This window comes from Candidatus Purcelliella pentastirinorum (assembly GCF_003391335.1).
Taxonomy (GTDB): Bacteria; Pseudomonadota; Gammaproteobacteria; order Enterobacterales; family Enterobacteriaceae; genus Purcelliella; species Purcelliella pentastirinorum.
In genome coordinates this window covers 451,197-472,372 of the sequence record NZ_CP028374.1, presented here as the reverse complement: position 1 = coordinate 472,372, position 21,176 = coordinate 451,197, and the positions used below count along the sequence as shown (strand labels likewise).

Sequence of the window (21,176 nt, the reverse complement as noted above, 5' to 3'; positions counted from 1 at the left end):
TTTTAAGTAACTTTGATAAAATAATTTTAATAATTTTTAAATTTATTAATTATTTGAAAAAATAAATTATTATTAATACAAGAATAATATTCTATAAAATTATTTGTAGTAGGTATAGCTAATTTTTCAAAATCAAATATTGTATTTATTTTAAATTTAGATTTTTTAATAAAATTTACACATTTTAAAAAACTTTTATATGTTGGTTCAACATATGCAATAAACTTCATATTAGAAAAACCAATGCCGCTATAATTAGAAGATATACCATGATATATTCCAGATTTATTTGCAATTAAATACAATTTAGTACTCATACCAGGCATAGCATAAACTTGACTTCCTAAATTAGGTATAAAAAAAGAATTCATAACTGAATTAGAAGTAATTCTGAACATTATTGTGGTATTTAATGGTATTATAACTTTATTGATGATTCCTATAGAGTATTTAGGATAAATAAATAACCATTTCCAATCTAGTGCTATAACATGAATTTCAAGATAATTATTTTTACTTCCAATAATTTTACTAGGATCTAATTTATGAGTTGTTTTCCATGTAATTAATCCTAAAAAAAATATAATAAAAATTGGGATAATCCAAATTATCATTTCTATAATATTAGATTTATTCCAATCAGGAAGATAAACACTATTTTTACTAGCTTTATACCTAAAAATAAAAAATATTGTCATAAATATTACTGGTAATACTACAAAAAGCATTAAAATGAATGATATAAATATTAATTTGTGTTCTTCAGTTGCAATTTTCCCTCCAGCAGATAAAAAATCAACACTACAACCATTAAACAAAAGCATTAATAACACAAAAAAATACTTATACATAAAAAACCTCATTAAATATTAATATTTTAATAAAATAAAATATTAAAAATTTAATTAAAATAATTTTATTTTAAACCATCTATAGTACCCTTTGGTAAAATATTAGAAATAAAATCACGTTTTATAATAACTTCAGTAGAAGAATTTAATGACAATGTAATATAATCTTCACTATTAATTTTAACCACTTTGCCAATTAAACCACTAGTTGTTAATATCTCTTCACCCTTTGAAATTGATTCAACTATATGTTTATGTTCTTTAGAACGTTTTTGCTGAGGACGTAAAATTAAAAAATAAAAAACTAAAATAAAAATAAATAACATAAAAAATATAGGATATGAATTACTTTGATTTGTATAATCCATAGAAGCAGAAATATTTGAAAAAAATACTCTCATTTAATTACCTTGTGTTATCTTATTAAATTATTTGAATAAAATAAATTTTATCATATAAAATAACAAAAATAAACTTGTAAAAATATTAAATATGTGGTATATAAAAATACTAATTATAACTACTGTTCAGGATAATATTATGGTAATGGTTACATATGAAGCACCTAATTTTATAGCACCAGCAATATTAGGTAATGGAAAGTTAATACAAAATTTTAATATGAAAGAATATAAAAAAAATAAATATGCCATAATATTTTTTTGGCCAATGGATTTTACATTTGTATGTCCATCAGAATTAATAGCATTTAATAAAAGATATAAAAATTTTAAAAAAAGAAATGTAAAATTAATAGGAATTTCAATAGATTCAATTTTTGTCCATCAACAATGGAAAAAAACAAAAATATCTGATGGAGGAATAGGAGAAATTAAATACGTAATGGTTTCTGATATAAAAAGAGAAATTCAAAAATCATATTGTATAGAAGATAAAAAAAATGGAGTAGCATTACGTGCATCCTTTCTAATAGACAAAAATAATATAATTAGACATCAAACAGTAAACGATTTGCCATTAGGAAGAAATATAGATGAAATATTAAGAATAATAGATGCATTACAAATACATGAAAAAGATGGTAATGTATGTCCTGCCCAATGGAAAAAAAACAAACAAACTATAAAACCTACGCTTGAAGGAATTACAGAATATTTAAGTAATAATTTTGATGACTTATAATTTTATTAAGAAAATATAAAATTAAATGTAAAAAAATATTTTTTATTTAAAAATTTAAATAAAAATAACAAAAAAACTTAAAATTACAATCATTATATATAAAAAATGAATAACAATAAATACTTAAAAAAATTTATTTAAACAATTAAAACTTATAATAAAATCAAATAAATATTATTTTTCAATTAAATAAAAGAAGAAAATAATCAATAAAAAATAATAAAAAATAAAAAATTAAAATTAATTCAGATATAAATAAAATAATCATATTAATTGTTGATAGAAAATAGAATATCTTTTATTTTTTTTAATGGATTTAATGAATTAATAATTGGTCTACCGATAACTATATAATCTATTCCAATTTCTTTTGCTTCAATAGGATTAATTATTCTTTTTTGATCATTATAACTATCATTATAACATCTTATTCCTGGTACGATTAACTTAAATTTTTTACCAAATTTAATTTTTAAATTATTAGCTTCATAACCAGAACATACAACACCATCCATACCACAATCATAAGATAATTTAGCAAGTAGTTCTGTATAATTATATGTAGAAAATGAAATCCCTAAATCAATTAAATCATGGTCATTTAAACTGGTTAATAATGTCACAGATATTAATAATGGGACATCACCATAAAATTTATCTAAAACATTACGAGCTTCAAGCAATACACTCTTACCACTCACAGCATGAATATCAACCATCCAAACACCCATTTTAGCTGCAATTTCTATAGATGATAAAACAGTATTTGGAATATCATGAAATTTTAAATCTAAAAATATTTTAAATCCACGTTTATGTAATAAATCTATCAATCTATAACCAAATAACATAAATGTATTTATACCAATTTTTAAACGACATAGTGTAGGATTAATCTGATCTATAAAATTTAATATATCTTTTTTATTAAAAAAATCTAAAGCTACTACAATTGGTAAATAAGAAAAATTAAACATTATTTTATTATCCTTAATATAATTCAAAACAAATTATAAAACTTAATTAATATGATAAAATTAAAAATAAATAATTTTATCATTATATTTTATTAACCACATTACCAAATTTCTTAAAATATCATATTTAGATTGAAGAAATCATATACAAATATCATCATATTTATAATATAATTTAATTCATATAATATATTATAAAATTAATAACAATTAAATTTAAGAGGTATTTAAAAAATGAAGAAAACTCCAATGACATTAAGAGGAGCAAAAAAATTACGTAAAGAACTTGACAAACTTAAAAAAATTAAAAGACCACAAATTATTTCTTTAATTGCAGAAGCACGTGAACATGGAGATTTAAAAGAAAATGCTGAATATTATTCAGCTAGAGAAGAACAAGGATTCTGTGAAGGAAAAATTCAAGAAATTGAAACAAAATTAGCAAATGCACAAATTATAGATATAAAAAAAATTCCTAATAATGGTAAAATAATATTTGGAACAACAGTAACAATATTAAATATTAACTTAAAAAAAAAATTTACTTATAGAATAGTCGGTGACGATGAAGCTAATTTAAAAGAAAATCTTATTTCAGTAAATTCTCCTATGGCTAGAGGTTTAATTAGTAAAATGATAGGTGATAATACAATTATACAAACACCATGTGGAAAAATAAAATATAAAATATTACAAATTAAATATATATAAAAAAATAAAACAATATATCTTAATTAAAAAAATACTTGATTTAATAAATAAAATATGGTTTATATATGAAAAAAAAAAAATAATTTAAATAAATGGGTTTATAGACACACAAATGATTTCTATACAAGAGAAGCATTTAGGAAAAAATTACGTGCTAGATCATGGTATAAACTGTCTCAAATAAATAAAAAAGATAAATTATTTAAAAAAAATATGACGATTATAGATTTAGGATCAGCTCCGGGTGGATGGTCTAAATATGCAGTTAAAAAAACAAATATCAAAAAAAGCCTAATAATATCTAATGATATATTACCTATGAAACCAATAAACGGAATAAATTTTATAAAAGGAGATATAAAAAAAAAATCAATCAAAAAAAAATTGATAAAACTAATAAATAAAAAAAAAGTTGATTTATTAATGTCAGATATGTCACCAAATATTAGTGGTATACCATCAATAGATATACCTAAATCGATGGATCTAATTAAATTAGCAACTAAAATAGCAAAAAAAATCTTAAAAAGAGAAGGTAAAATGTTAATAAAGGCATTTCAAAGCAAAGAATTGAATGATTATTTAAAATATATTCATACTTTATTTAAAACAGTAAAAATAAGGAAACCATACGCTTCAAAAATATTTTCTAGAGAAATTTATATTTTAGCAATAAATAAAATTTAATATTTTATTTTATTTAAATTAATTTATTAAATAAACAAAATTATTTTATGAGGTTATTGTCTTGAATGACATGGCAAAAAATTTAATTTTATGGTTAGTAATAGCAATTATACTTATTTCGGTATTTCAAAATTTTAGTACTAATGAAATGAATTATCATAAAATAGATTATTCAACTTTTATGTTAGAAGTTAATAAAAATAAAGTAAAAGAAGTATGTATTAATGGAAGAGAAATTAAGATTAAAAATAAAGATAATACTAAATATATTACTTATATACCCGTTAATGATCCAAAACTACTAGATATTTTATTAACAAAAAATGTAACAGTAATAGGAGAAGCACCTGAAGAACCAAGTTTAATAGCTTCAATATTTATTTCTTGGTTTCCTATGCTATTACTTGTAGGTGTATGGGTTTTCTTTATGCGTCAAATACAAGGTGGTGGTGGTAAAGGTGCTATGTTATTTGGTAAAAGTAAAGCTAAAATGTTGTCTGAAAATCAGATAAAAACAACTTTCGCAGACGTAGCTGGATGTGATGAAGCAAAAGAAGAAGTTATGGAATTAGTGGAATATCTAAAAGATTCAAAAAAATTTCAAAAATTGGGAGGTAAAATTCCGAAAGGCTTGCTAATGGTAGGACCTCCAGGCACAGGAAAAACTTTATTAGCTAAAGCAATTGCAGGTGAAGCAAAAGTACCATTTTTCACAATTTCAGGATCTGATTTTGTAGAAATGTTTGTTGGAGTAGGAGCGTCCAGAGTAAGAGATATGTTCGGACAAGCAAAAAAATCTTCACCATGTATAATTTTTATAGATGAAATTGATGCTGTAGGCAGACAAAGAGGGGCAGGATTAGGTGGTGGACATGATGAAAGAGAACAAACATTAAACCAAATGTTAGTAGAAATGGATGGATTCGAAGGAAATGAAGGGATAATTGTTATAGCTGCTACAAATAGACCGGATGTATTAGATCCAGCTTTGTTACGTCCTGGAAGATTTGATAGACAAGTAATAGTAGGATTACCTGATATTCGTGGAAGAGAACACATATTAAAAGTACATATGAAAAAAGTACCACTAGCAAAGGATGTAAAACCAATAATTATAGCAAGAGGAACACCTGGTTTTTCAGGAGCTGATTTAGCAAATTTAATAAATGAAGCAGCTTTATATGCAGCTAGACAAAACAAAGAAGTTGTATCTATGTTAGAGTTTGAAAAAGCTAAAGATAAAATATTAATGGGTACAGAAAGAAAATCAATGGTCATGACAGAACTACAAAAAGAATCTACAGCATATCATGAAGCCGGCCATGCAATAATAGGAAGATTAATGCCAGAACACGACCCAGTACATAAAGTAACTATAATTCCCAGAGGAAGAGCTTTAGGAGTAACATTTTTTTTACCTAAAAATGATAATATTAGTATTAGCAAAAAAAAATTAGAAAGTCAAATTTCTACATTATATGGAGGTAGATTAGCTGAAGAAATTATATATGGTACTGAAAATATTTCAACTGGATCATCTAATGATATAAAAGTTGCTACTACATTAGCTAGAAATATGATTACACAATGGGGATTTTCAGAAAAATTAGGACCTTTATTGTATGCAGAAGAAGAAGAAGAAATATTTATAGGAAGATCTATGACAAAAAATAAACATGTATCTGAAGATACTGCTAAACTTATAGATCAAGAAATAAAATTATTAATAGAAACTAATTACGAAAGGGCTAGAAATATATTAAATAAAAATTTAGATATTTTGCATGCTATGAAAAATGCATTAATGGAATACGAAACAATAGACGCTAAACAAATCGATGAATTAATATCAAGACGAAATATAAAAATAATAGAAGAATCAAAAAAAAAAAATGAAAATAAAATAAAATAAAATATTAAATAATTAATTTATTAAATATAAAAAAATAATATATGATAGACCAAGTTTGTCATAAATAAAGATAAAATTATATAAATAAATTTTTAATAATAAATTTAAAATATAATTAATTAATTAGCATTTAATTTTAGAAATAAAAGGTAAAAATATGAATAACTTTTTTTTAACATTATTTTTAGTAATATCATTTATATTAACTGCTTCAATATTAATACAAAAAAATAATAATGTAGAAATTGGCAAATCATTTAACATAAATAATGTTATGTCTATAATAGATAATAAATATTCAAATAATATAATAAATAATTTAATATATATATTATCAATATTATTTTTTATTATTAGTTTGATATTAAATAATTATAATTTTAATAAAAATATTTATCACAACAAATGGGAACATATAGATAAAAAAATAAAATAAACAACAAAATATTACATCTTCAATAAATAAAATTTTACACCTAAAAACACCGAGGTGGTGAAATTGGTAAACACGCTACTTTGAGGTGGTAGTACCTGTAAGGTTTACGGGTTCAAGTCCCGTCCTCGGTAAATTAAAATAATAAATATTGATTCATTTAAAATAATATATTAATATTAAATACTGTTTTACATTTTAATTTTTTTATCAATCAAAGCGGGGTGGAGCAGTTTGGTAGCTCGTCGGGCTCATAACCCGAAGGTCGTTGGTTCAAGTCCAACCCCCGCAACCAATAGTAAAAAATATAAAAATTTTGATGATACTAAATATACAAAATTAGTAACATATTATTTTATTAAAAATAATTTTTAAAATTCAAATAGATAAAAAAATATTAAATAATAATTTATTAAAAAACATAATCATCTTTAAAATTTTATAACAAAAAAACAAAAAATTAAAATTTCAAAATAAAATTAAAATTAAAGGTAAAAAATGACAAAAGAAATTTTAAATGTTATAGAATCTGTTTCTAATGAAAAATCATTACCCCAAGAAAAAATATTTGAAGCATTAGAAAAAGCATTAGCTACAGCAACTAAAAAAAAATATGAAAAAGATATAGACGTTAGAATATCTATAAATAGAAAAACAGGATTATTTAATAGTTTTAGAAGATGGTTAATTGTTAAAGAGGTAATATATCCCACAAAAGAAATCACATTGGAAGCTGCAAAAATCGAAAATAAAGAATTAAAAATTGGAGATTATATAGAAGATAAAATAAAATCTATTAAATTTGATAGAATAACTACTCAAACAGCTAAACAAGTAATAGTACAAAAAGTAAGAGAAGCAGAACATTTAATGATTATAGAACAATTTAAAAAAAGAAAAGGTAGTATAATAACAGGAGTAATAAAAAGAATAAATAGAGAAAATATAACATTAGACTTAGGTAATAATGCAGAAGCGATGATCTTACGAGAAGATATGTTACCTAGAGAAAATTTCAGAATAGGAGATAGAGTAAGGGGAGTGTTATATTTAATAAAACCTGAATGGAGAAAAGCACAGCTATTTATTACACGCAGCAAGCCAGAAATGTTAATTGAATTATTTAAAATAGAAGTACCTGAAATAGGAGAAGATATAATTGAAATAAAGGCAGCTGCTAGAGATCCTGGATCAAGAGCAAAAATTGCAGTTAAAACAAACGATAAACGTATAGATCCCATAGGAGCATGTATAGGTATGCGAGGTTCTAGAGTTCAAGCAACATCTAGCGAATTAAATGGGGAAAAAATAGATATAATATTATGGGATAATAATCCGGTTCAATTCGTAATAAATGCAATGGCTCCAGCAGATGTAATCTCTATAATAATGGATGAAGATAAAAAAACAATGGATATTGCAGTAACAGAAAAAAATTTAGCACAAGCAATAGGCAGAAATGGACAGAATGTACGTTTAGCATCCCAATTAACAGGATGGGAAATTAATGTTATGACAAATAACGAATTATCTAAAAAAAATAAACGAGAGAAAAATAAAATAATAGATAACTTCGTAAAGTATTTAAAAATAGATGAAAAATTAGCTTTATTATTAATTAAAGGAGGAATAAATTCATTAGAAGAAATTGCATATATACCAATTGAAGAATTGATGGAATTAAAAACAATTAATAGTAATATCTTAAAATCATTAAGAAAAAAAGCAAAACAATCTCTAACAATAATAGAATTAATTAATGAAAAAAAAAGCAATAAAATAATTAAAAATTTCTCTAAAATAAAAATAATAAATAAAAACATTGCATTAAGTTTGATAAATAAAGGAATATTAAATTTAGAAAATTTAGCAGATCAAGATATACATGATCTAATAGAAATAAAAGAATTAAACAATAAAATGGCTGGAGAATTAATTATGGAAGCAAGAAATATCTGTTGGTTTAATAAATAAAATCAATGATTTATAGGTAAAAAAATGTGCAATATAAATATAAAAAAATTAGCTAAAAAAATAAGAATATCAAAAATAAAATTAATAAAAAATCTTTCAAATATAGGTATATATAAATCTATTGGTGATAAAATAAATTGTAAAGAAAAAAAATTAATAATAAAATATTTTGAAAATAAAAAAAATCCACAAAAAAAAATTACAATTAAAAGAAAAAAACTTAGTATTTACAATATTCCTAATATAAATGGTATAAACAAATCAATACAAATAGAAATTAGAAAAAAACATACTTATATAAAAAACATAAACAAAAACAAAGAAAATATATTAAAATCAAAAAAAATAAAAAATATATTAAAATCAATAAATAATAAAAATAAAATAATAAAAAATAATAAAAATAATATAAAAAATACAACATTTAAATTAAATAATAATACAAATGAAATAAAAAAAAATGATAACGATGAAATAATTAAATTAAAAAAAGAACAAATAAATATAAATAAAAAAAATAAAATTATAAAAACAAATTTTAATATTTATAATTATAAAAAACAAAACAAAAATACATTATGTAAAAAAATAAATATACCAAATAAAAAAAATAAAATAACAATTTTAAAACAAAATTTCAAAAAACTTAAAACAAATAAAAACAAAAAAATTATTATAGATAATAATATATCTATTGTAGATTTATCTAAAAAAATGGCCATAAAAAAATCTAAAATAATAAACATTATTAACGATATAGGAATAAATCCAATAAAAAATAAATTAATAGATCAGGAAATAGCACAATTAATCGTAGAAGAATTAGGCTACAAAGTAACTTTTTCAGAAAAAAATAATTTTGAAAAAACAATTACAGAAAATAAAAAAATTAATAATAAACCAATAATAAAAATAAGACCTCCAATAGTTACAATTATGGGACATGTAGATCATGGTAAAACATCATTATTAAAATATATAAATTCAAATAAAAAAAAATACGAAGAAGACGGTAATATTACACAAAATTTATATTCATATCAAATAAATACTAAAAAAGGATTAATTACATTCATAGATACTCCAGGACATTCAGCTTTTACAAAAATGAGATCTAGCGGGGCACAAATAACAGATATAATAGTATTAATAATAGCAGCAGATGACGGAATAATGCCACAAACAATAGAAGCAATTAATCAGGCACAAAAAGTGAAAGTACCAATCATAGTTGCTATTAACAAAATAGATATAGTAAAATCAAAATCAAAAGAAATAAAAAAAGAATTAACAAAATACAATATAATACCAGAAGAATGGGGTGGTGAAAATCTATTCGTGGAAATATCTGCAAAATTTGGAAAAGGTGTAAATAAACTTTTAGAAAATATTATTTTACAATCCGAAATTTTAGAATTAAAAACCAATATTAATACTTTAGCTAAAGGAGTAGTTATTGAATCATACTTAGATAAACAAAAAGGACCGATAATAAATGTAATTACAAAAGAAGGAATTTTAAAAAAAGGAGATATTATATTATGTGGAACGGAATATGGAAAAATAAAAGCAATGCATAACGAAAATAATGAAAAAATAAATAAAGTATTTCCTTCAATACCAGTGAAAATACTTGGTCTATCAGGCATTCCTAATATAGGAGATATAATAACTGTTACAAATAATGAAAAAATAGCTAAAGAACTGGCATCATACAGAAAAAAACAAAAAAGAGAAATTAAATTTAATAAAATAATAAAAAACGACAAAAAAGATATTTTTAAAGAAAATATACATAAAATAAATATTTTAATAAAAGCAAGTAATCATGGACAATTAAAAGCAATATTAGACACAATACATCAATTAAAAACTAAAAATATTAAAATAAATATTATATCTTATAACATAGGTTGGATAACAGAAACAGATATTAATTTAGCAAATACAACAAAATCCATAATATTTGGTTTTAATGTAAAAAGCGAAAATATAATAAAAAAAATAATAAAAAATACAAAAGTAAAAATAAAATATCACAATATCATATATAAATTAATTGAAGATATAAAATTCATTATAAAAAATATTGAAAAAAAACAAAAAAATAAAAATAAAAAAGGTATAGCTGAAGTAAAAAACATATTTAAATCTTTAAATTTTGGCACAATTGCCGGATGTCTTATAAAAAAAGGAACAATAAAAAATTTTAGTAATATAGTTGTAATAAGAAACGATACAATAATACATAATGGTAAAATAGAATCTTTAAGAAGATTTAAAACAGATGTTAAAGAAGTTAATACTGGTTCTGAATGTGGCATAACTATAAAAAATTTAAATAATATTTTACCAGGTGATATAATCAAAACGTTATAAAAATAATTAAAATATGAATAAAAAAAAAACAAGATCCTTAAAAATAGCTAAAGAACTTAAAAAAAATATAGCTAATATAATATTATTAAAAATAAAAGATCCTCGTCTTGAAAATATAATAATATTGTCAGATATAATTATGTCAAATGATTTAAAGTACGCAAATATTTTTATTATGTTTGTGAAAAACAAAAATTTAAATAAAAAAAATATATTAAATATTTTAAATAAGGCATCAGGTTATATTAGAATTTTACTAAAAAAAAAAATGTATATTAAAAATATACCTATATTAAATTTTTTATATGATTATTCTTTAGATAACGGAATAAAAATATTTAAATTAATTAAAAAATTAAATAAAAAAACTAATAAATGAATAAAAAGAATAATATAAATGGCATGATATTATTAGATAAAGAATATGGATTAAGTTCAAATAATAATTTGCAACAAATAAAAAAAATATTAAAAATAAAAAAAGCTGGATATGTAGGTACATTAGATCCAATTGCAACTGGAGTATTACCTATATGTATAGGAAAAACAACCAAAAAAACACAATACTTAATTGAACAAAAAAAAAAATATTTAGTTATTGCTAAATTAGGTGAAAGTACAAATACTTTTGATAAAGAAGGAATAATATTAAAAACTAGAAAAATAAATTTTTCCAAAAAAAAAATACAAAAGATAATAAATAATTTTCATGGAGAACAAATACAAAAATCACCAATATATTCAGCATTAAAATATAGAGGAAAACCACTATATTACTATGCAAGAAAAAATATTCAAGTTCCAATTAAAAAAAAAAAAATTTATATTCATAAAATAAAATTAATATATTATAAAATCAATAAAATAAAAATAAAAATAACCTGTTCAAAAGGAACTTATATAAGATCAATTATAAATGAATTAGGTGAAATATTAAATTGTGGAGCACATGTAATTCTTCTAAGAAGATTACAAATAGGAATATATACTTTAAAAAATTCAATAAAATTAATAAATATAAAAAATATAGTTACATCGTATTATAAAAGAAAAAATAACAAAAATATCAATATAACATTAAATATCCTTAACGAATTTAGAAAAGTATATTTTCTAGACAATGAGTTAAAATTTTAAAAAAATAAAATAAATAATATAATAAAATATTTAAATTATTGAAAAAAATATTAAAATAGGATTATACAATTATGCCCTTAAATAAAGAAGAAAAATTTAAAATCATTAATAATTTTAAATTAAAAAATAAAGATACAGGATCAAGTAATATACAAATAGCATTATTGACAAAAAAAATAAATAAATTACAAAAACATTTTATTAAAAATAAAAAAGATAAACATAGTAAATATGGATTATTAAAGATGATATCAAAAAGAAAAAAATTATTAAAATATATTAAAAAAACTAAAAATGAAGAATATAAAAAATTAATAAAAATACTAAAATTAAGACATTAAAATAATAAAATAAAAACAATTACTAGATTTAAAATATTATTTATATACAACATATATATAAATTTTGATATAATATATTAAAAATAGCAACTTATAAAATTAAAGGAATATGTTTTGTTAAACTCAACAATATCGAAATTTCAATATGGTCGTAATATTATTACATTGGAAACTGGAACTATAGCAAGACAATCTTCGTCTTCAATAATAGCTAGTATGGATGAAACAACCATACTAATTAGTATAGTTAATCAAAAAAATAATAAAAATGAACAAAACTTTTTTCCATTAACAGTACATTATCAAGAACGTGCATATGCAGCGGGACGTATACCAGGTAGTTTTTTTAGAAGAGAAGGAAGACCAAGTGAAAATGAAATATTAACTGGAAGATTAATCGACAGACCAATCCGTCCTTTATTCCCAAGTAATTGTACAGATGAAATTCAAATTATCGCTACAGTAATTTCACTTAATCCACAAATAAATCCTGATATTATATCAATAATAGGAACCTCAGCAGCATTACATCTATCAAATATACCATTTAATGGACCAATTGGAGCCGCTAGAGTTGGATATATAAATAATCAATATATTTTAAATCCAACATATGATGAAATAAAAAAAAGTGATTTAAATTTAATTATATCAGGAACAAAAGATGCAGTTTTAATGATTGAATCAACATCTAATATGTTGAATGAAAATAAAATATTAGATGCAATAATATTTGGACACAACGAACAAAAAAATGTAATTAATCAAATAAAATCATTAACAAATAAATATAAAAATAATAATTATACTACACCTATAATAAATAATAATGAAGATTTATATCATCAAGTTAAAAAAATTGTTAAAAAGAAATTGAAAATAGCATACAACATAACAGAAAAACAAATAAGATTGAATAAAATTAATGAAATAAAAAATAAAACAATATCTAAATTAAATATAATAAATAAGAATATAAAAGAAAATGATCTTTTAAATATTTTTAATAAAATAGAAAAAAAAATAATAAGAAAAAATATTTTAAAAAATAAAATAAGAATAGATGGTAGAGAAAAAGACATGATTAGAGCATTAGATATACGTACACGTATACTACCTAGAACTCATGGATCAGCATTATTTACAAGAGGTGAAACACAAGCATTAGTTACAGTAACATTAGGTACAACACGTGATGCACAAAATGTAGACGAATTACACGGTATGCATACAGATAATATATTATTTCATTATAATTTTTTACCATACTCAGTTGGAGAAATAGGTAAAATAGGAATACCTAAAAGAAGAGAAATAGGTCACGGTTGGTTAGCTAAAAATAGTATTTTAGCTGTAATGCCTAAACAAGAAAAATTTCCTTATACAATACGTATTGTATCAGAAATAACTGAATCAAATGGATCATCATCTATGGCATCTGTATGCGGAGCATCATTAGCATTAATGGATGCAGGAGTTCCTATTAAAAAAGCAATAGCTGGTATAGCTATGGGACTAATAAAAGAAAAAGATAAATATGTAATTTTATCTGATATTTTAGGAGATGAAGATCATTTAGGAGATATGGATTTTAAAGTAGCAGGAAGTAAAAATGGAATAACTGCTTTACAAATGGATATGAAAATAGAAGATATTACCTATGAAATAATAAAAATAGCTCTAAATAAAGCAAAACATGCTAGAATACATATTCTTAATGTAATGAATAAAGCAATTAATAAACCTAAAAATAACATTTCCATATATGCTCCTAGAATATATACAATGAGAATAAAACCAGAAAAAATAAAAAATATTATAGGAAAAGGTGGATCAATTATTAGAGAAATAACAGAAAAAACAGGTACTTCAATAGAAATAAAAGATAATGGAATAATAAAAATAGCTGCAAATAACGAAAAAAAAACTAAAAAAGCTATAAAAAGAATAAAAGAACTAACCTATGAAATAGAAGTAGGAAATATTTATAAAGGTAAAATAACCAAAATAGTAGATTTTGGAGCTTTTGTTAAAATAGGAATAGGTAAAGAAGGATTAATACATATATCACAAATTTCAGAAAAAAGAGTAAATAAAATTACAGATTATTTACAAATAGGACAAGAAGTAAAAGTACGAGTATTAGAAATTGATAAACATAATAGATTTCGTTTAAGCATGAAATAATTAAAATTATGTAAAATATTACAAAACACATCCAAATAAATAAAAATTTTAAAAATAAATAATTATAGAACAAATTTTATATTTTATTTTAAATATTTTTTATGCCCTATACTATCTTCATGAATAAAATATTTATTTTATATTTAAAATTAAATTTAATTAATAATATAAAAATATATTAATTTTATTAAAAGGAATAAATAATAAATGAACAAAACAAAATTAACTTTTAACGATTTAAAATTAAACTCAAATATAATAAAAGCGTTAAAAGATATTGGATATATTAAACCATCACCTATACAAATTGCATGTATACCAGAATTAATAAAAGGAAGAGATGTACTAGGAATAGCACAAACAGGAAGCGGAAAAACAGCAGCATTTGCATTACCATTTTTAAATAATATAAATATAAATAAAAAAAATATACAAATATTAGTATTAACACCAACTAGAGAATTAGCAAAACAAATAACAAACTCATATATAAAATTTGCAAAATATATAAATAATATAAAAATAATATCTATTTATGGGGGACAAAAATATGAAACACAATTATATCTATTACGTAATAAGCCTCAAATAATTATTGGAACACCAGGAAGATTATTAGATCATCTAAAAAGAAAAACTATAAATTTATCTAAAATAAAAAAAATAATAATAGATGAAGCTGATGAAATGTTAAAAATGGGATTTATAGAAGATGTAGAAAAAATAATATCAAAAATAAAAAAAAAATACCAAATAGCATTATTTTCAGCAACTATGCCTAATAATATTAGAAATATTACATATAAATTTACAAAAAATCCTATAGAAATAAAAATAAAATCTAATATACAAAATATACCTGATATTAATCAAAATTACTGTCTTATATACGGTCGAAAAAATGAAGCATTATCAAGATTTTTAGAAATAGAAAAATATGAAGCAGTCTTAATTTTTGTTCGAACAAAAAATTCTACATTAAAAATGACAAGTTTTTTAGAAAAAAAAGGATATACATGTTCTCCATTAAATGGAGATATGAATCAAATTTCCAGAGAAAGAACATTAGAAAAATTTAAACAAGGACCATTAAATATCTTAATTGCTACTGATATCGCAGCAAGAGGATTAGATGTTGAACGTATAAACTTAGTAATAAATTATGATATTCCATTAGATCCTAAATCATATATACATCGAATAGGAAGAACAGGTAGGGCTGGTAGAAAAGGAAAATCATTGCTATTTGTAGAAAATAAAGAAAGATATTTACTAAAAAACATAAAAAAAATTATAAAATTACCGTTAAAAAAAATAGAATTACCTAAACCAGAATTATTAAATTTACATAGACAAAATAAATTCATTGATAAAATACAAAAACAATTAAAAAATAAAAATTTAGAAAAATATCGTATTTTATTAATAAAATTACAAAAAGAAAAAGAAATAGATATAGAAACTTTAGCAACTATATTATTAAAACTAGCACAAAAAGAGAAGCCATTATTATTACCACCAGATAATATTAAATATAAAAAAATAAATAAAATTTACAATAAACCAAAAACAAATTCAATGTGTTTATATACAATTAATCTAGGAATAAAAGATGGAATAAAAATTAAACAAATATTAAATGAATTAAATAATAAAAATAAAATTAAAAATAATGATATTGGAAAAATAAAAATATTTAAATCATATTCAACTATAGAATTATCTAAAAGAACAAGAAAAAAAATAGAAAAAAATAAAAACAAAATAAAAATTATGAATAAAATAACTTTAATAAGATTATCAAGGAAAAGATATATTAAAAAAAAAAGACAAATAACAAATTAAAATTAAATTATTCATAAAATATTTTAGATTTAAAATAAAATCATAAATTAAAAAATAAATATATTATTAACCTATTAAATTATACATAATCTAATAATAAATTTTATTATTAATAATAAAAAATAAAATGAAAATAAAATACAACGCAAATAAATTTTACCATGGATTAAAAATTATTATAAATAACGAACCATATTCTATTGAAAATCATGAATTATTTAAACCAGGGAAAGGGCAAACAATTGTAAGAGTTAAACTAAGAAAATTAAAAGATGGCAAATTAATAAAAAAAACTCTTAAATCTACAGATTCAGTAAAATCTGCAAATATATTAGATATAAATGCTATCTATTTATATAATGATACAAAAATATGGTATTTCATGAATAAATTTAACTTTGATCAAATAGCAATAAAAAAAAAAATTATATTAAAAAAAATAAAATGGTTATCACCTAAAATTAAATATACAATAACTTTATGGAATAAAAATGCAATATCAATAAATATTCCTAATTTCATAAATTTAACTGTAATTGAAACAGAACCATGTAAAAATGAAAATATAAACAAAAATACAAAAATCGCCAAATTAAATAACGGAATAAAAATAAAAATACCGCTATTTGTAAAAAATGGAAATATTATTAAAATCGATACTAGAAACAAAAAATATATATCTAGAATAAAATAAAATTTTATATTATACATATATAAAAACAATATTAATTAATATCTATAATATTAAATTTATTAGAAAAAAAATGTAATTACTATAAAAACTATTAATAATTAAAATAAATGCATATTAATTAAATAATCCAAAATTATATAATAAATAATATAATTTATTAACAAAATATTTAATAAAGATTTTAAAAATTATTAAAAAATACTAAAATATAAAAAATGAAAAAAATAAACAAAATAATTATATTATCAATCATTATTTTATTAAATACATCATGTAAAAAACAAGAAATACCCAAAGGAACAATAAATAACTATACATATTATTTAAAATCATTTAATTTAAAAAGACTAAAAACTCCTAAAAACATATATTTAATAATAAATAATAATATAAATTATCCAATTTCTATTAAAAATAGTAAAAATAAAATAGGAAAAAAATTAAATATATATCCTCCACAAATATTATTAAAATCAAATTATGAAGAAAATATTTTTTTAAAAAATATAAAAGATTTAAAAAAAATAAAAGAAACAGATAAGGTTTGGAAAAAAATAATTAAAGCTATAAAATACTATAAAATTAATATTGATAATATATCAATAAAAAATAAAATAAATAAATTAAATACAAAATGGATAAACTCAATAATTTTAGATAAAAAAACATCTTATAAATTAAGATACCAAATAATTTTAAATAAAAAAATAAATAAAATATATGTAAATTTACTTAATATAAAATATTTAAATAAACAAATTTACGAAAAAAATATAAAAAAATATTATGAAAAATTAATACTCAATAAAATTTATCAATATTTTAAATTTATTAATAAAATTAAAAATTATAAATAAAACATACATATAAAATTAAAAAAAAAAATTGTATTTTAAATATTATCAAAAAATGTTTAAATACTTATTTACAAATAAACAAAAATTTAAATAAAAAAATAAAAAATATATGTCATTCCTAATATATCTTTCATTAACAATAATAATAAGTTTATTAATATTATTATCTGGATGGATACTAGGTGGTAAATCTAATAATACAATAAATAAAAACATACCATTTGAATCAGGTATGAATCCTATAGATAATAATAATATAAAAGTAAATATACAATTTTACAAAATAGCAATATTTTTTATACTTTTTGATATAGAAACAATATATTTATATACTTGGGTATTATCAATAAAAGAAAATGGAATATTAGGATTAATAGAAATGATGATTTTCATTTTAATATTATTAATTGGATTAATATATATAATAAAAGAAAATGGATTATTAATAAATAATAAAAATAAAAAAATACCAAGGGATTATTAAAATGGACTATACGTTAATTAAAATAAAATCAAATTCAAATAATAAATATCCACTAGAAAAAAGATATAAAACAAAAGATCCATTAAATAATTTAAAACAAAATATATATATAGGAAAATTAAAAAAATTAATACATAACATAGTAAATTGGGGGAGAAAAAATTCTATTTGGCCATTTAATTTTGGATTATCTTGTTGTTATGTAGAAATGGTTTCATCATTTACATCAATACATGATATATCAAGATTTGGATCTGAAGTTTTAAGACCATCTCCTAGACAAGCAGATTTAATGGTTATTGCTGGAACTGTTTTTTACAAAATGGTACCAATAATACAAAGATTATATGATCAAATGTTAGAACCTAAATGGGTCATATCTATGGGATCATGTGCTAACTCAGGAGGTATGTATGATATCTATTCAGTAATACAAGGAGTAGATAAATTTCTACCAGTTGATGTATATATACCCGGATGTCCTCCTAGACCAGAAGCTTATATACAAGCACTTCTTTTATTAAAAAAATCAATTGGTAAAGAAAGAAGACCATTATCATGGTATATAGGAGATCAAGGAATATACAAAGCTAATCATAAAGCAGAACGTATAAAAAAAAGAAAAAAAAGAATATCAAAAAAATATTTTGAATAAAAAATATAATATAAATATTATTTTGCATATTTAAATAATATTATTTAATTTAATTAAATAAAAAATTATACTAAAAAATAAAAATTTATAAAATAAATAAATATATTATGAAACAAAATAAAAATAATCATTGTCATAAAAAAAACAAAATAAAATCTGATATTAGAAATAATATACTTAAAACTTTAAAAAAAAAATTTCCAGAAAAAATTTTTATTTTACAAAAAAATCTAACAAATAGTATAACTATATGGATAAATCGTAAAGATTTAATAGATATAATATATTTTATTAAGAAAATAAATAAACCATATATAATGCTATATGACTTACACGGAATAGATGAAAGATTAAGAATACATCGCAATAATTTACCAAAAGCTGATTTTTGTGTGTTTTATCACATCTTATTAATAAAACAGAATAAAGATTTAATATTTAAAATAGCACTAAAAGAGAAAGATCTAAAAATACCATCATTAACTAAAATATTTATTAATTCAAACTGGTACGAAAGAGAAACATGGGAAATGTTTGGAATAAAATTTACAGGACACCCAAATTTGACAAATATTTTAATGCCCAAAACATGGATAGGATATCCATTAAGGAAAAACCATCCTTCTAGAGCAACAGAATTAGATTATTTTATATTAACAAAAGAAAAAGAAAAATTAGAAATGTCATCATTAACATTCAATCCTGATGAATGGGGTTTAAAAAAAATAGATGACAAAAAACAAAATTATATGTTTTTAAATTTTGGACCAAACCATCCTTCAGCACATGGAGTATTCAGAATAATATTACAACTATCAGGAGAAAAAATTATAAATTGCATACCAGATATTGGTTATCATCATAGAGGAGCTGAAAAAATTGCAGAAAGACAAACATGGCACGGATACATACCTTATACGGACAGAATAGAATATTTAGGTGGATGTATTAATGAAATGCCTTATATATTAGCAATAGAAAAAATAGCAAAGATAAAAATACCTAAAAGAGCACAAACAATAAGAATTATGCTGTCAGAATTATTTAGAATTAATAGTCATTTACTATACATATCTACTTTTATACAAGATCTAGGTGCTATAACTCCTATTTTTTTAGCATTTACTGATCGTCAAAAAATATATAATATTATTGAAGAAATTACTGGAGCAAGAATGCACCCAGCATGGTTTAGAATAGGTGGAGTAGCTAAAGATTTACCAAAAAATTGGAATAAATTACTAAAAGAATTCTTGATATGGATACCAAAAAGATTAAACATGTATATAAATGCATCATTAAATAATAAAATAATTATTCAAAGATCAAAAGGAATTGCAAAATATAATCAAAAAGAAGCATTATCATGGGGCGTAACCGGAGCAGGACTACGAGCTACAGGGATTAATTTTGATATTAGAAAAGATAGACCATATTCAGGATATGAAAATTTTGATTTTCAAATACCTATAGGAGACGGTACAAGTGATGCATATACACGTGTTATATTAAAAATGGAAGAACTATATCAAAGTTTAAATATATTAACACAATGTCTTAATTATATGCCTGAAGGATTATATAAAGCTGAACATCCATTAACTACACCTCCCATAAAAAATAAAACATTAAAACACATAGAAACATTAATACATCACTTCATACAAATGTCCTGGGGACCAATACTACCTCCAGAAGAATCATTACAAATGATAGAAGCTACTAAAGGAATAAACAGTTATTATATAATTAGTGACGGTAATGCAACAAGTTATAGAACAAGAATTAGAACACCAAGTTTCCCACATTTACAACAAATTCCATCAGTAATAAATGGAAGTTTAATATCAGATCTTATTGTATATTTAGGAAGTATAGATTTTGTTATGTCTGATGTGGATAGATAATT

The 21,176-nt window shown here is 20.9% G+C and carries 19 protein-coding genes, 2 tRNA genes and 1 pseudogene; 19 read left to right on the top strand and 3 right to left on the bottom strand.

All coding sequences use genetic code 11. The features are described from left to right. Window positions 1-26: 26 nt before the first annotated feature. Entirely contained in the window at window positions 27-824 is a 798-nt protein-coding gene (gene cyoA / locus C9I82_RS02305; RefSeq protein ID WP_240318412.1) for a ubiquinol oxidase subunit II, read from the bottom strand. Between the two features lie 92 nt (window positions 825-916). Next, window positions 917-1,252, bottom strand: coding sequence for a preprotein translocase subunit YajC (yajC, locus tag C9I82_RS02300; protein WP_115956224.1), 336 nt, complete (start codon window positions 1,250-1,252; stop codon window positions 917-919). A gap of 139 nt (window positions 1,253-1,391) precedes the next feature. Between yajC and C9I82_RS02295 the strand changes: the two genes are divergently transcribed. Continuing rightward, on the top strand, window positions 1,392-1,994 hold the full coding sequence (locus C9I82_RS02295) for a redoxin domain-containing protein (RefSeq protein WP_115956257.1): 603 nt from the start codon (window positions 1,392-1,394) through the stop codon (window positions 1,992-1,994). Window positions 1,995-2,263: 269 nt separating this feature from the next. Here the strand turns inward: C9I82_RS02295 and pyrF are convergent, their stop codons facing one another. Beyond that, the gene (gene pyrF / locus C9I82_RS02290) at window positions 2,264-2,971 is read right to left on the bottom strand and encodes an orotidine-5'-phosphate decarboxylase (RefSeq protein WP_115956223.1); all 708 of its coding nucleotides are present in this window, start codon (window positions 2,969-2,971) and stop codon (window positions 2,264-2,266) included. 234 nt (window positions 2,972-3,205) lie between these two features. Between pyrF and greA the strand changes: the two genes are divergently transcribed. The 18 genes and pseudogenes from greA (at window position 3,206) to nuoC (ending at window position 21,174) form a co-directional block, all read left to right on the top strand. Next, window positions 3,206-3,682, top strand: a complete 477-nt coding sequence (gene greA, locus C9I82_RS02285; RefSeq protein WP_115956222.1) for a transcription elongation factor GreA — start codon at window positions 3,206-3,208, stop codon at window positions 3,680-3,682. 171 nt (window positions 3,683-3,853) lie between these two features. Beyond that, window positions 3,854-4,369, top strand: coding sequence for an SAM-dependent methyltransferase (locus C9I82_RS02280; RefSeq protein ID WP_115956221.1), 516 nt, complete (start codon window positions 3,854-3,856; stop codon window positions 4,367-4,369). A gap of 70 nt (window positions 4,370-4,439) precedes the next feature. Continuing rightward, window positions 4,440-6,236, top strand: a pseudogene (gene ftsH, locus C9I82_RS02275) (ATP-dependent zinc metalloprotease FtsH); the annotation flags it as partial. Window positions 6,237-6,438: 202 nt separating this feature from the next. After that, window positions 6,439-6,717: a preprotein translocase subunit SecG gene (gene secG / locus C9I82_RS02270; RefSeq protein WP_115956219.1), complete on the top strand. Its 279-nt coding sequence runs from the start codon at window positions 6,439-6,441 to the stop codon at window positions 6,715-6,717. A gap of 48 nt (window positions 6,718-6,765) precedes the next feature. Further along, a tRNA-Leu gene (locus tag C9I82_RS02265) sits at window positions 6,766-6,848 on the top strand. A gap of 84 nt (window positions 6,849-6,932) precedes the next feature. Further along, window positions 6,933-7,009 (top strand) — tRNA-Met (locus C9I82_RS02260). A 203-nt stretch (window positions 7,010-7,212) separates the two neighbouring features. Next, window positions 7,213-8,688, top strand: a complete 1,476-nt coding sequence (gene nusA / locus C9I82_RS02255; protein ID WP_115956218.1) for a transcription termination factor NusA — start codon at window positions 7,213-7,215, stop codon at window positions 8,686-8,688. A gap of 24 nt (window positions 8,689-8,712) precedes the next feature. After that, complete coding sequence (gene infB / locus C9I82_RS02250) at window positions 8,713-11,067, top strand: translation initiation factor IF-2 (protein ID WP_115956217.1); 2,355 nt, start codon at window positions 8,713-8,715, stop codon at window positions 11,065-11,067. Between the two features lie 13 nt (window positions 11,068-11,080). Beyond that, a complete protein-coding gene (gene rbfA, locus C9I82_RS02245; RefSeq protein WP_115956216.1) occupies window positions 11,081-11,446 on the top strand; it encodes a 30S ribosome-binding factor RbfA in 366 nt (121 codons plus the stop codon). Continuing rightward, a complete protein-coding gene (truB, locus tag C9I82_RS02240; protein WP_115956215.1) occupies window positions 11,443-12,204 on the top strand; it encodes a tRNA pseudouridine(55) synthase TruB in 762 nt (253 codons plus the stop codon). The genes rbfA and truB overlap by 4 nt, the downstream gene beginning before the upstream one ends. Window positions 12,205-12,275: 71 nt before the next feature. Next, the gene (gene rpsO, locus C9I82_RS02235; protein ID WP_115956214.1) at window positions 12,276-12,545 is read left to right on the top strand and encodes a 30S ribosomal protein S15; all 270 of its coding nucleotides are present in this window, start codon (window positions 12,276-12,278) and stop codon (window positions 12,543-12,545) included. A gap of 114 nt (window positions 12,546-12,659) precedes the next feature. After that, window positions 12,660-14,732: a polyribonucleotide nucleotidyltransferase gene (gene pnp / locus C9I82_RS02230; protein ID WP_115956213.1), complete on the top strand. Its 2,073-nt coding sequence runs from the start codon at window positions 12,660-12,662 to the stop codon at window positions 14,730-14,732. Between the two features lie 207 nt (window positions 14,733-14,939). Next, the gene (locus tag C9I82_RS02225; protein ID WP_115956212.1) at window positions 14,940-16,577 is read left to right on the top strand and encodes a DEAD/DEAH box helicase; all 1,638 of its coding nucleotides are present in this window, start codon (window positions 14,940-14,942) and stop codon (window positions 16,575-16,577) included. Between the two features lie 127 nt (window positions 16,578-16,704). After that, window positions 16,705-17,271, top strand: a complete 567-nt coding sequence (efp, locus tag C9I82_RS02220; RefSeq protein ID WP_115956211.1) for an elongation factor P — start codon at window positions 16,705-16,707, stop codon at window positions 17,269-17,271. 215 nt (window positions 17,272-17,486) lie between these two features. Further along, window positions 17,487-18,128, top strand: coding sequence for an outer membrane protein assembly factor BamC (gene bamC, locus C9I82_RS02215; RefSeq protein ID WP_115956210.1), 642 nt, complete (start codon window positions 17,487-17,489; stop codon window positions 18,126-18,128). 109 nt (window positions 18,129-18,237) lie between these two features. Further along, window positions 18,238-18,612 carry an NADH-quinone oxidoreductase subunit A gene (locus C9I82_RS02210; protein WP_115956209.1) on the top strand — a complete coding sequence of 125 codons (375 nt, stop codon included), beginning with the start codon at window positions 18,238-18,240 and terminating at the stop codon, window positions 18,610-18,612. Window position 18,613: 1 nt separating this feature from the next. Beyond that, complete coding sequence (locus C9I82_RS02205) at window positions 18,614-19,267, top strand: NADH-quinone oxidoreductase subunit B (RefSeq protein ID WP_115956208.1); 654 nt, start codon at window positions 18,614-18,616, stop codon at window positions 19,265-19,267. Between the two features lie 107 nt (window positions 19,268-19,374). Continuing rightward, a complete protein-coding gene (gene nuoC, locus C9I82_RS02200; RefSeq protein ID WP_115956207.1) occupies window positions 19,375-21,174 on the top strand; it encodes an NADH-quinone oxidoreductase subunit C/D in 1,800 nt (599 codons plus the stop codon). Window positions 21,175-21,176: the final 2 nt, after the last annotated feature.